Genomic DNA, 12,186 nt, shown 5'->3' on the forward strand with positions numbered 1-12,186 from the left:
CCTTATTCAGATACTGGCTAAATCCCATTGCTAATGTGTAATGCCATGATGAATAATTTCAACACTGATCTCGGGCTTAATGAGAATATTCGGGTAGTCCTCCTCCCATTTTAACTCCTCCCAAAGAGAAGGATGATAAGCGATGAGTTCTCTCCCTATCCCGAGAAAATCGCAATTGGCTTCCTGAAGCTTTGCAGCTGCATCCTCTGATTGCTGCTGCAGATAATCAGCAATTTTATCTTGGACTTTCTTTAATAGTTTTGTGTCATATAAATGGTCATGCGGGAATTCAGTGATTTCTACTTTCACTTTTACAGGAAGGACAGCCTTCACTTTATGATTCGAATCCTTTTTAATTTCCAGTTTTGCTTTGGAATCTGCTACATCATAGGAAACAACAAGCTTTTTACCCTTATATGTGAACTTATGGCTCATATCCATTTTTTTATCTTTTCGATTTGCCATGATTAAAAGCGTTTTTGATTGTGCCAAATCCATTGTCGTACCAGAAAATTTATCTTTGTGAAAAAGGGCCGTTCCGATTAGATCGGCTGTATGGTTTTCTTTATCAATTTTCATATATGGAAGAACTAGACTTTTTCCTTCATCGAATAAAACGGTGCACATGGATTGAATGGTTTCAACAGGTACAACTGAAGACGTTTCGGAAGTATCAATAAGCCCTGCTAAATATTGTCCAATCAATTCCTCGCCAACCTTTTGCAGATTAAGAATTTCCTGAGGATTTTCCTCAACAACGACAAATTTCCCATTCAGAGGGTTTTCAGGAGTACGATAGAGGACATCCGCTATTTGAAACAACCCCTTTTCAGCGAGATCATCCTCTATTAAAAAAACTTTATTTTTAGCGGTCATCACCGTTCCGGACATTTGCTGATTGAGCTTTATTTTTGCATTTCTTGGCGAGGTTGCTGTTACAAAAAAGGTTTTATTGATGGGCTGCTGTTCTTTAGACGTATAGGAGTGAATAGCCGTAGTCGTCAAAATTTCATCATCATCCGCGACTTGGAAGGCAGTAGCAGACATGAATACCGTGTTTTTCAGCATTTTTTGATCCCAGCACCCCGTAATCAACGGCATTATCAGAAGCACCGGGATCATACGCTTAAAAAGTCTGATCATGCTTTTTCTTCCCCTTTCTGAAAAAGGATAATATCAGCAAACAAATAGGGATTGTAAACACAAATAAATAGGAGAGTTTGTCAACATAATCACTGAGTTTTCCTGCCAGCTGATCACTTTCAGCCGGTGATAAAGCAAGCGATGATACCACTAAAACGACAACCGGAACAAAAGGACGATGGTTTTTCTTATTAAAGACATTCTGCATGCCTGAGCTTGCAATATATATGTACATCAGACCCGACGTAATAACAGAAACGACCCAAATAGCCAGGAAAACAAGATCCACCCTTTCAATAACGGAATAGGTAATGGCCTTGAGCAAATAAAGAGTTGGTTCAGGTACAATCTTCATCTCTTTTGGACTAAAAAACACATAACTGGTAAATGTAATGTACGAATAAAAAATGGTCACAATGAAATTGCTCAACGTAACTGACTTTAATACCTGATTTGGCTGGCTGTTTATATATGGATAAAGATACAGCATGATTTCAAAACCAAGAAAGGACATAATTGCTTCTTTGCTTCCGAGTAATATTTTAACCGCTCCGCTGTCTCCGATAGGAAAAATGTAGCGGATATCAGCTGTTTGGTAAGCGTTAAGAGTGAGTAAAAAAAGGAAAATCAGCAAAAATGAGACGATCACGAAAAAACGTGCCATTTTGCGGATATTCTCTTTTGCAAAATAGACTGAAACGGAAGCAAGGAGCAAGATTAAGACCCATGCCGGAGTTTCATGATAAATCCATCTTTTTAATACATTTACATACAATACAGCGATTAAGCTTGAAACGAAAATATAAAACAGGACGTAGCCCAAATTAACCAAATTCCCTAAAATTTTTCCAAGCAGCAGTTTATTGATGTCAAATAAGGACTTATCCGGATATTTTTTTACCAGCACCCAAAATAAAATGGTGAATAGCTGGGCAAGTACACCTGCTATAATCACTGATATCCACCCATCAGTACCAGATACAAGATAGATATTATAAGGCAGCGACAAGACCCCAATGCCAATCTGAGTTTGAAGGACAAGGAAAAACATCTGCTTGTGCGTGACATTATGATTCGTTTTCATGCTTCGACCAATTCCTTAACGAATTTTGTCTTCTGATCTTTTGAGGAGATGTTTCTCTCGGACGATCATTCATATACCAATGATGCATTCTCAGTACAGAATCTTTAATATTGTCAAACTGCATCGGAGCAAGCGGGTAAAAGTAAGGTGTACCAAACGATTCCAGCAAGGTGAGGTGCATGAGAATGATAACGAATATAAAAACAATTCCCAGATAGCCAAATACCGCTGCACCAAACATCATTGGGAAGCTCACAAGCCGCAGTGCTGTACTCATCTCATTTGAGGGAACTACAAAGGAAGCAATGGCGGTTAATGCAATGACAATAATCATCATATTAGAAACTAAATTTGCTTCTACAATGGCTGTCCCGATGACTAAACCGCCAACTACACCAATGGTTTGCGAAATCGCCGTCGGAAGACGCAATGCTGCTTCGCGAAGCAGCTCCAAAATGATGACCATCAGAAGAGCTTCAGCTATCGGCGGAAGAGGAACATTTTCAAGCGAGCTTTTTACAGTCAGAATCAAGTCATTCGGAATGAGTTCATAATGATAAGAAATGGTAGCTATATACAAAGCCGGCAAGCTTATGGCAATAAAGAAGCTTAATATTCTGATAAAACGGTAAAAAGATCCGAAAATCCAGCGGCTGTTATAATCTTCAGTTGCTTGGAAGAATGCAAAAAAATTAACAGGTGCAATCAGGGCAGATGAGCTTCCCGTCGGCAAAATAACGACTCTTCCTTCAAATAAATTAGAGACAACCTTGTCCGGACGTTCTGTACTCAATATTTGCGGAAAAATAGAATAAGGTGAGTCCTCAATCGCTTCTTCTATAATTCCAGGTGAATCAACTGCATCAATTTTTATAGATTTTAATCTCGTAAGAACTTTGTCAATCAAATCTTTGTTTGTAATATGGTTTATATAAAGAACCGCTACTCTTGTTCTTGATATGTTTCCAATCTCCAAGTATTTCACAACCAGACTTCCATCTAATATTCTTTGTCTGATTAAGTTGAGATTTATTTCCATATTCTCCGTAAAACCTTCATGAGATCCGCGGACAACTTTTTCATTTTGAGGCTTTTCAACAGATCTTGCTTCATTAATTGCAGAATCAATGGCATAAATGTAATCCAAATTTTCTATCAGAAATAAACATGCACCCTTACAAAGATAATGAATGGCTTCATGAATATCCTGCGTTTTTAAAATCGAGGCAATTGCAACAACATCCTCTACCTCTCCCGACTCTGCTTGCTGCAAAGGTCCTATAATATCCTGATTGATCTTTTCAGACTTCATAAGAGGCACAAAATACAGCAATAGCCCTTGCTTCCCTTTGAACATAACCTTTCTTTGACCTAAATCATCCGTATGATCCAGCTGAGTCAGGATTTTTGCGATATTTACATTAAAATGAGAAGAAACAGGTATGTTGGTATCTTTGGGAGGTGCCGTATTCATAGGCTGCTGTGTCGTTTGCTTTGATTGTTTTTTTTTCTTGAATAAAGAAAACATAGACTCACCCCTCCACTAGAATCTTTATTAGTTTCTTAGTATGATGGTAAAAGTATACATCGGAATAAATTAGTAAAAAAAGATTTCAGGCTGAAACAGGTACAAGGAACCGCAGCCTTGTGCCTTGATCATTTTCAACATTTTTAATTGTGAAAATAATCACTTGCAGCTTGCTGATTTTCCTGCTATATTGCTAACAAATGAATATTTTATTCATTCTGCTGGGGGAGTCCATGATGCTGGACTGAGAGAAGAACGCGAGTCTTTGACCCTTTGAACCTGATCTGGATGATACCAGCGTAGGGAAGCGGTGTGGCGTAGGCCGTTCTATTAGGCTTTTTACACATACTGTTCCAAGGGTTCTGTTCATTAACAGAACCCTTTTTCTATTCTTTCGCGGGTGCAGATCAAAACTCTACAAAACGATTGAGGAGGAGTTAAGATTGGATTTCGCATTTACTAAACCGTTTGAGGGCAGCAAAAAGAGATACAAAAAAGGATCAAGAGAGGACATTTGTGTTCCTTTTCGGGAAATTGAACTCGCACAAGATCATGAGCCTGTGCTTGTTTATGATACGAGTGGCCCATACACAGATTCAGCAGCTGCCATTAATATTAAAAAAGGATTGCCTGAAATAAGAAGAAGCTGGCTTTTTGAACGGGATGATGTGGAAGAATATGCAGGTCGCAAAGTTAAACCTGAGGATAACGGCCGCCAAGGGGATATGACTTCAAATAAAAACGTCTTTACTGGCGATAGAAAAGTACTGCGTGCAAAAAAGAATGCCACTGTCACTCAGCTTCATTACGCCAGAAAAGGAATTATTACACCTGAGATGGAGTTTATAGCCATTCGTGAAAACATGGACCCGGAATTCATTAGAAGTGAAGTCGCGGCCGGCAGAGCCATCATTCCGGCAAACATCAATCATAGAGAAAGTGAGCCAATGATCATCGGTAAGCATTTTCATGTCAAAATCAATGCCAATATAGGCAACTCAGCCGTCACTTCATCCATTGAAGAAGAAGTGGAAAAAATGACATGGGCGATTAAATGGGGCGCTGATACTATCATGGATTTATCGACTGGAAAAGATATCCACACCACCAGAGAATGGATCATCAGAAATTCTCCAGTACCTGTTGGCACAGTTCCCATCTATCAGGCGCTTGAAAAAGTGAAGGGCATTGCTGAAGATTTGACCTGGGAAGTTTATAGAGATACCTTAATCGAACAGGCAGAACAAGGGGTCGATTATTTTACTATTCATGCTGGTGTTTTGCTGCGGTACATTCCTTTAACTATTAAAAGAACAACCGGAATTGTATCACGAGGAGGATCCATTCTCGCTGGATGGTGTTTAGCCCATCACGAAGAAAACTTCCTCTATACCCACTTTGAGGAGATTTGCGAGATCTTAAAGCAATATGATATTTCCATTTCCTTAGGTGATGGCCTGCGTCCCGGATCGATTGCAGATGCAAATGATGAAGCCCAATTTGCAGAACTTGAAACCCTGGGTGAGCTCACGAAAATCGCATGGAAGCATGATGTCCAGGTGATGATTGAAGGTCCCGGCCATGTTCCGATGCACATGATTCGGGAAAATGTAGAAAAGCAGCAGGAGATTTGTCAGGAAGCGCCTTTTTATACACTTGGACCATTAACAACTGATATCGCACCGGGGTATGATCATATCACTTCAGCTATAGGCGCAGCGATGATCGGCTGGTTCGGAACGGCGATGCTTTGCTATGTGACGCCGAAAGAGCACTTGGGACTGCCTAATAAAGATGATGTCCGCGAGGGAGTCATTGCTTATAAAATTGCTGCTCACGCCGCTGACTTGGCCAAGGGACACCCAAATGCACAGTATAGAGACGATGCCCTGTCTAAAGCAAGATTTGAATTCCGATGGGAAGATCAATTTAATCTATCCCTGGACCCTGACCGGGCAAAAGAATATCACGATGAAACGCTGCCGGCTGAGGGAGCCAAAACCGCTCATTTCTGCTCAATGTGCGGTCCTAAATTCTGTTCGATGAGAATTTCCCACGATTTAAGAAATACGGTTAAAGAACAGGAAATGGAAGAAGGACTGAAGCAAAAGTCGAGAGAATTTGTTGAAAAGGGTTCAGCTCTTTATCAGTAGGGTGACTTAGGCTGTGAATGCTGAAACGGTATACAACTATCTGGCCCATGTTTGAAAATACTTTCCAAAATGGCCCTTTTACTGTCTGGTACATCCTTATTACTTGCGAAAAACAGATAAATACTTTCTGTTTTTCAGTAAATACTATCCTTTTTACAAATTACCCCAAAAAACAGCGGAATACATACATTCCGCTGTTTTAATCTCTTACTGTATCGCCTGCAAACCTGCCTGGTTCAAAAAGTTCCAAGGCTTGTTATAATGCGGCTGGAAGAAAAAGTCGACAAAGCCAAGCTCATCAATCGTCATGCCATTTTGGATGCAGACAGATAAAGTATTGATTGATTGAGTCAGATCCGCTTTTGACATGACCTGTGCACCGACAATTCTTCTTGTTTCTTCTTCATAAACGACCTTCAAAGTGACAGATTCATAGGATGGCATAAACTCAGGACGATCATTCTCTAAGATTGTGATGCTTTTCACATTCATATCCATAAAAGAAGCGGCTGTTTCTGTCATTCCAGTTGAAGCGATATTGTTTTCATAAATCTTAATGCCTGATGTACCTTGAGTACCCATATATTTGATTGTTTTCTTCACTAAGTTTTTTGCAGCTAAAGTTCCCATGCGGACGGCATTTGTAGCCAGTGGAATATACGCATGCTTCCCAGTTGGATTGTAGAGAATCGCGCAGCTGTCGCCTGCTGCAAAAATATCTTCATTGCTTGTTTGCATATACTCATTGACGATGATAGCGCCATTATCCAGCATATCTACCTGTCCTTGCAGCAAAACCGTATTCGGTTTAAATCCAATGCAGAGCACAACTAAATCTGTCTCGTATGCCCCTTTTGTTGTCACTACTTTTGAAACATGGCCATTTTCACCCTCAAATTTGCTGACTGTCTCACCCAAAGCAAGAGTAATGCCGCGATTTTCAAATTCATTTTCAATGACTTCTGTATATTCTGGATCCAGATATTTGCTTAAAATGCGGTCTGAACTGTCTATTAAAGTAACTTCTTTTCCGTAAGATTCAAACGCTTCTACAAGTTCAATCCCAATATAGCCTGCCCCAACGACTGTGATTTTCTTGGCATCCTTTGCTTTTTCAATGATATTATTTGCATGAGTATAGTTTTTTGAAAGGACGATATTATTCAATTGAATTCCTTCTAAGGGAGGAACAATCGGCCAAGATCCTGTCGTCATCACTAATTTGTCGTACGTATCTTCAATGACCTGCCCTGTTTCAAGGTTTTCAGCCGTCAGTGTTTTCGCTTCTGAATCTATAGATGTCACGGCATGTTTCATTTTCATCGTAACTCCCATATTCTCAAGTTCCTGAGGTGAAGAGTAAAATAAGCCCTGTGCGTCCTGAACAACTCCTCCTACATATAACGCGATGCCGCAAGATAAGAATGAAACATTATCATTTTTTTCATAAACCGTAATTTCTGCTTCCGGATAAAGCTTCGTCATATTTGAAACTGCTGCTGTTCCAGCATGTGTACATCCAATCACTGCGATTTTCATAAAAGTAGTTCCTCCTTGAGATTATCATTTGTGAATGTTTTCACATGATATTGTGAAGTTCTTCACATGCATTGCTTAATTCATATTATATTCCCCTATTTTTAAAAACGCAAGAGATATTGTGAAGTTTTTCACATAAAGTTTTTTCCCTGTTACTATCTATTCATTAACCAAACGTCATGGTAAAATTTTTACAATACTCTGAAAAAGACGCGAGGTTTTCAAATGAAATCTGCTATAAAAATCAGCAAGCACATTCTACTATTTCTCTTAATTGTTCTATCTCTCATTCTAGTCGTTCTTTTCCCAAGAGATGTTGAAATAAGAGCTGAGGGCAGAGCACAGACAGTCATATTTGACTATCAGTTTTCATGGTCTGTCTATCAAGAAAACATAACATCCTTTTTCAGCGGCCTTTATCAGGATAAAAGCCTTGGACTGACAAAATATGAACGTCCTGTAGAAGAAGAAATGAAACTGTATTTTTCAAGAAGCATAAAAATCATTATGACAGCTTTCCTCCTGAGCTTAATTTTTGGAATCCTGAAAGGTGTATATGATGCAGCACACCCCAGTCCGCTCGGAATGATTTTTGGAAAAGGATTTACATGGGTGCTGCAGGCCTTTCCTGATTTCTTTCTGTTTCTCTGTCTGCAGTGGGTTCTCATCATCTATTTTAAGGACTATGTCGATCTATTTGGACACGATAACTGGTACAGTTTTTTGTATCCCGCTCTGCTGGTGTCCATATACCCTGCCCTGTACATAAGCCGCATTACTGCTGCATCATTTCAGGAACAGTCAGACAAGCAATATATTATGGTAGCCCACTCAAAGGGAATGCCGCAAGCTGTTATCACATTTAAGCATGTTCTTAAAAACAGTGCAGTTCCAATCTTAAATCATGCAGGCTCCATGATGATCTACATTCTTTCTAATTTATTAATTGTGGAATATCTGCTTGATTACAAAGGGGCTGCATACCGTCTATTCGAAGCGTTTAATGTAATGCCTGTTATAAGTGTTGGCTTGAACACAGCAATCGAGCCAAACGTTATTATTGTATTTGGCACTTGTTTCATGATGCTCGTGCTTATTGTGCAAATCACGAGCTTACTTATGAAAAGAATGATAGATCCAAGGGAGAGAGGGGTATGAGAAATAAAATACTATTGTTCGGAACCATTATGCTTGCTGTCATTATATTAATTTCTCTGGTTGGCCCCCTTTTCACAAATGTGCAGGAAGGGACCGAAGAACAGAGAATGGTTTTTATAAACAGCACGACCTATGAACGGGCGCCTTTCCCTCCCTCACTGCAGCATCCTTTTGGAACTGATGATGATGGGAGAGACATCCTCAGCCTCATTATCATGGGAGCAAAAGACACACTGCTCCTTATTTTCAGCATTACAGTCATACGTTATCTTGCTGCCATTGTGCTTGCTTTTTTAGGCTCCAGTAAAAAAAGTCCGTTCAGGCTGCTGATTTACGGCTTAAATGGTTTTGCTGCAAGTCTTCCCTTAATTTTTGCAGCCATTCTTTTTATTACGATGCCCATGTTTACCTTCAGCCCTAATCGCGTCATCTGGATCATTCTCTTTCTCTCGCTGACTGATGTCGGCAAAGTTGCTTTTATCATTCAGCAATCAATGAGCAGCCTTTCGCATTCTCAATTTGTAGAAGCTGGAGTGACTGTCGGCAATAAACCATTAGGCCTTTTCACCCGCTATTACCTTCCGAATTTATTGCCGGAGCTCATCGTCCAATTTTTTATGGACCTCGGAAAAGTGGCCCTTTTACTTGGACAGCTCGGAATTCTATCTATCTTTGTTACACAGGTTTTTGTTCAGACTAACTATGGATACGGTGAACTGCAAAATACAAGCCTGAATTGGTCAACTCTTCTTGGAATGGCAAGGTCTGATATATTAAGAGGCTTCTGGATTCCATTTTTTCCGGCGCTTGCCCTGACATTCCTGATTTTTACCTTCAACTTCATCGGTGAAGGTCTTAGACAGCATTTCAGCCGTGTATAAACGATTTAAAAAAAGTAAATGCCTGACTGCAGGAACAGTCAGGCACTCTTTTATATTTGGTCTTTATCAAACCAACCTTTCCGTTTAAACCAAATAAACATCATGAAACTTAGTAAGCCCATTCCTCCAAGTACATAAAAATAGCCGTATTCCCATCTGAGTTCTGGCATGTTGTCAAAATTCATGCCATAAACCCCGGCTATAAATGTCAGCGGCATAAAAATAGTTGTAATGACAGTCAGTGTCATCATCACCGTATTGGCACGATAAGAGTTAACCGAAATATAATTCTCCCTTATTTCAGCAGTGAAATCCATATTGGCAGAAATCAGCTCGGACAGTTTTATCAGATGGTCATACACATTCATGAAATAGGTTCTTTCACTCTTCGGGATATTCAGTCTTTCTGAATTTAATAGCCGGTAAAGCAAATCTCTCATAGGATAGATGGTCCGCTTTAACTTAAGCAAGCCTGAACGCGTTTCAAACACCTGCTTCATAATCTGCTTGATTCTGTATTCCCCGCTCTCAAGCGCATTCAGCGTCTCTTCCATTTCCGTTATACATGGAAAATAGAAATCAACCAGTTTATCTAACAATTCATAAAAGACAAAATTGGGTGTAAGAGATTTCACATTATGTACTTGCTTTATTTTTTCATAAAGAAGCTCTGTTTCTTCCGACTGATGTAAATGAAAGGTTACTATATACTTCTCAGACAGGAAAACATCCACTTCCTCGGCCTCCATCGTTTCTTTATTTATAGAATGAAGAACGAAAAAATGATACCCGTCATAATAGTCAAGCTTCGGCCTCTGCAGAAAGTGAAAACAATCTTCAATAGCTAAAGGATGAAAGTTGAAAAGATCCTTCAGCACTTTCCCTTCCTCATCTTTTTCAGGATAAACATCAAGCCAGATCATTTTATATGAATCAAGTGAAAAATTCTTTAAATCGACTGAGTGAATGATGCTGCCGCTATGATCGACTGCCATCGTTTTAATCAAAATGTTCCATCTCCTTTAAATTGACACATCCCGCTTCGTAAAAGCTGCCCATGCTGCTGCGAAAAAGAGGCATAAATAAATACACAAAACAGCAATGGAAAAGCCCATTGTTGTTCCCTCAAATAACGGTCTGTTCCCTTCAAGATGCTGCTTGAGGCTTGTATTGGCAAACAGGATGTACTTTCCCCACTCCAAATTGTAGTGAGCAAGGAGCTGGACGAAGGTTTTCCCTGAAAACGTGATGAACATCGACAGTCCTATGGCTAGAGAGCTGTTCCTGAATACAGAAGAGATCATAAAAGCAAAGGTTGAAATCATGATCATTTCAATGAATACGGTAAGGTAATTCAGACCGATGCTTTTTATTAACTCTGTCTCCCACGTTTCGCCCGCTGTCCCAAAGAAAATTAGTCCTAATAAGACAGACAGGGCAAAATAGAAGAGTAAAAAGTACAAACCGAACAAAACAGAAGTGACGTATTTCGCCAGAAGAATTTTCGTGCGGACTACAGGACGGATGAGCAGAAATTTAATTGTGCCCCACGTGAATTCATTTGCCACAATAGCCCCGGCAATCACAAGTGCAAAGAAAGGCAGAACAAATAAAAAACCTGTAGTCAGTGATACATATCCCAGTACAAATTCATTTGTTCCTGCACCGGAAAACATTCTTTTTGATATGACTGCCATTAAAGTGCTGACCACAGCAAGTGTAATAAAAAGGGCGCTTGAACTTTTCTGAAAAAGCAGTTTCATATGCTCGATTTTAATTAACTTCATCATGGAACATTTCCTCCGTAAGCTCGATAAAGGAGTCTTCCAATGACTTATAAACAGGCTGGATGGAATAGACATCGATCTTTCCCTGCACGAGTATTTGATTAATTTTTGGAATCTCATCTTTCTTGATTAATAGAGAGATGCCATTTTCGTGAATGGCTGCGGAGTATTGGGGCTGTAATATTTGCATAGCCCGCTTGCCCTCTGATAATTCAAACCCCACTTTAAGCAGTTCATCCTTCTGCTTGCCAATCTCATTTACAGCAGCGATCTGCCCTCTTCTGATAATGGCAGCTCTTGTACACAGTTCCTCTACTTCTTTAAGAAGATGAGATGCGATAATAACGGAAACATTTTCTTTTTCACAAAGCTCTCTTAAATAAGTTCTAAGCTCTCTGATGCCAGATGGATCCAGTCCGTTTGTCGGCTCATCCAGAATGAGCAGCTTAGGTTTATGTAATATGGCCTGTGCAATTCCAAGACGCTGTCTCATCCCAAGCGAGTACGTTTCCACTTTGTCGTAAATCGCATTCCCCATATGAACAAGACTGACAACATCATCAATCCTCTTTTTACTGATGCCTCCGTGCATATGGGCAAAGTGCGATAAGTTCTGATAACCCGTCATAAAAGGATAGAATTCTGGGTTTTCAACAATGGCTCCAGCATGTGAAATCGCTTTTTCAAATTCTCTGTGAACCGAGTGCTGATTGATTGTGATTTCTCCGGAATCTATCTTAACGAGCCCAAGGATGGACCTGATTAATGTCGTTTTTCCTGAGCCATTGGGACCCAGAAGTCCGAATATTTCTCCTTCATATACGTCCAGGGAAATTTGATGAAGCAGCTGTTTTTGACCAATTGACTTGTCCACATTATTCACGCTGAGAATGACCTTCTTCATGCAGCATCC

The 12,186-nt window shown here is 39.8% G+C and carries 10 protein-coding genes and 1 riboswitch; of the genes, 3 read left to right on the forward strand and 7 right to left on the reverse strand.

Annotation, left to right across the window (positions count from 1 at the left end; translation table 11 throughout):
* Positions 1-30 precede the first annotated feature (30 nt).
* The 3 genes from E2R53_RS15160 to E2R53_RS15170 are packed head-to-tail and all read right to left on the reverse strand — an operon-like array spanning position 31 to position 3,755.
* Positions 31-1,143 carry a Ger(x)C family spore germination protein gene (locus tag E2R53_RS15160; RefSeq protein WP_133312577.1) on the reverse strand — a complete coding sequence of 371 codons (1,113 nt, stop codon included), beginning with the start codon at positions 1,141-1,143 and terminating at the stop codon, positions 31-33.
* The gene (locus E2R53_RS15165) at positions 1,127-2,227 is read right to left on the reverse strand and encodes a GerAB/ArcD/ProY family transporter (protein ID WP_133312578.1); all 1,101 of its coding nucleotides are present in this window, start codon (positions 2,225-2,227) and stop codon (positions 1,127-1,129) included. Before E2R53_RS15165 ends, E2R53_RS15160 begins: the two co-directional genes overlap by 17 nt.
* Positions 2,211-3,755 (reverse strand): spore germination protein, encoded by a 1,545-nt coding sequence (locus tag E2R53_RS15170; protein ID WP_133312579.1) that lies wholly within the window; start codon positions 3,753-3,755, stop codon positions 2,211-2,213. Before E2R53_RS15170 ends, E2R53_RS15165 begins: the two co-directional genes overlap by 17 nt.
* A 213-nt stretch (positions 3,756-3,968) precedes the next feature.
* Positions 3,969-4,078, forward strand: a riboswitch (TPP riboswitch).
* A gap of 120 nt (positions 4,079-4,198) precedes the next feature.
* Between E2R53_RS15170 and thiC the strand changes: the two genes are divergently transcribed.
* Positions 4,199-5,908, forward strand: a complete 1,710-nt coding sequence (thiC, locus tag E2R53_RS15175; protein ID WP_286166220.1) for a phosphomethylpyrimidine synthase ThiC — start codon at positions 4,199-4,201, stop codon at positions 5,906-5,908.
* A 207-nt stretch (positions 5,909-6,115) separates the two neighbouring features.
* On the opposite strand, the gene E2R53_RS15180 is transcribed toward thiC, so the two are convergent.
* Positions 6,116-7,447, reverse strand: a complete 1,332-nt coding sequence (locus E2R53_RS15180) for an FAD-dependent oxidoreductase (RefSeq protein WP_133312581.1) — start codon at positions 7,445-7,447, stop codon at positions 6,116-6,118.
* A 225-nt stretch (positions 7,448-7,672) separates the two neighbouring features.
* On the opposite strand from E2R53_RS15180, the gene E2R53_RS15185 reads away from it, so the two are divergent.
* On the forward strand, positions 7,673-8,605 hold the full coding sequence (locus E2R53_RS15185) for an ABC transporter permease subunit (RefSeq protein ID WP_133312582.1): 933 nt from the start codon (positions 7,673-7,675) through the stop codon (positions 8,603-8,605).
* Positions 8,602-9,486 carry an ABC transporter permease gene (locus tag E2R53_RS15190; RefSeq protein WP_133312583.1) on the forward strand — a complete coding sequence of 295 codons (885 nt, stop codon included), beginning with the start codon at positions 8,602-8,604 and terminating at the stop codon, positions 9,484-9,486. Before E2R53_RS15185 ends, E2R53_RS15190 begins: the two co-directional genes overlap by 4 nt.
* Before the next feature lie 50 nt (positions 9,487-9,536).
* Here E2R53_RS15190 and corA read toward each other — a convergent pair whose 3' ends face one another.
* Genes corA through E2R53_RS15205 form a run of 3 tightly spaced genes read right to left on the reverse strand, consistent with a single transcriptional unit; the run spans position 9,537 to position 12,177 of the window.
* The gene (gene corA, locus E2R53_RS15195; RefSeq protein ID WP_286166221.1) at positions 9,537-10,493 is read right to left on the reverse strand and encodes a magnesium/cobalt transporter CorA; all 957 of its coding nucleotides are present in this window, start codon (positions 10,491-10,493) and stop codon (positions 9,537-9,539) included.
* Positions 10,494-10,508: 15 nt separating this feature from the next.
* Positions 10,509-11,276, reverse strand: a complete 768-nt coding sequence (locus tag E2R53_RS15200) for an ABC transporter permease (RefSeq protein ID WP_165971001.1) — start codon at positions 11,274-11,276, stop codon at positions 10,509-10,511.
* Positions 11,260-12,177, reverse strand: coding sequence for an ABC transporter ATP-binding protein (locus E2R53_RS15205; protein ID WP_133312585.1), 918 nt, complete (start codon positions 12,175-12,177; stop codon positions 11,260-11,262). Before E2R53_RS15205 ends, E2R53_RS15200 begins: the two co-directional genes overlap by 17 nt.
* Positions 12,178-12,186: the final 9 nt, after the last annotated feature.

Origin of the sequence: Peribacillus frigoritolerans, from assembly GCF_004358755.1 — a bacterium.
Taxonomy (GTDB): domain Bacteria; phylum Bacillota; class Bacilli; order Bacillales; family Bacillaceae; genus Bacillus_P.

Excerpts from the sequence above, each read along its gene's own strand:
- E2R53_RS15160 (WP_133312577.1), bottom strand. The coding sequence starts at position 1,143 with ATGATCAGACTTTTTAAGCGTATGATCCCGGTGCTTCTGATAATGCCG.
- E2R53_RS15165 (WP_133312578.1), bottom strand. The coding sequence starts at position 2,227 with ATGAAAACGAATCATAATGTCACGCACAAGCAGATGTTTTTCCTTGTC.
- E2R53_RS15170 (WP_133312579.1), bottom strand. The coding sequence starts at position 3,755 with ATGTTTTCTTTATTCAAGAAAAAAAAACAATCAAAGCAAACGACACAG.
- E2R53_RS15180 (WP_133312581.1), bottom strand. The coding sequence starts at position 7,447 with ATGAAAATCGCAGTGATTGGATGTACACATGCTGGAACAGCAGCAGTT.
- E2R53_RS15185 (WP_133312582.1), top strand. The coding sequence starts at position 7,673 with ATGAAATCTGCTATAAAAATCAGCAAGCACATTCTACTATTTCTCTTA.
- E2R53_RS15190 (WP_133312583.1), top strand. The coding sequence starts at position 8,602 with ATGAGAAATAAAATACTATTGTTCGGAACCATTATGCTTGCTGTCATT.
- E2R53_RS15200 (WP_165971001.1), bottom strand. The coding sequence starts at position 11,276 with ATGATGAAGTTAATTAAAATCGAGCATATGAAACTGCTTTTTCAGAAA.
- E2R53_RS15205 (WP_133312585.1), bottom strand. The coding sequence starts at position 12,177 with ATGAAGAAGGTCATTCTCAGCGTGAATAATGTGGACAAGTCAATTGGT.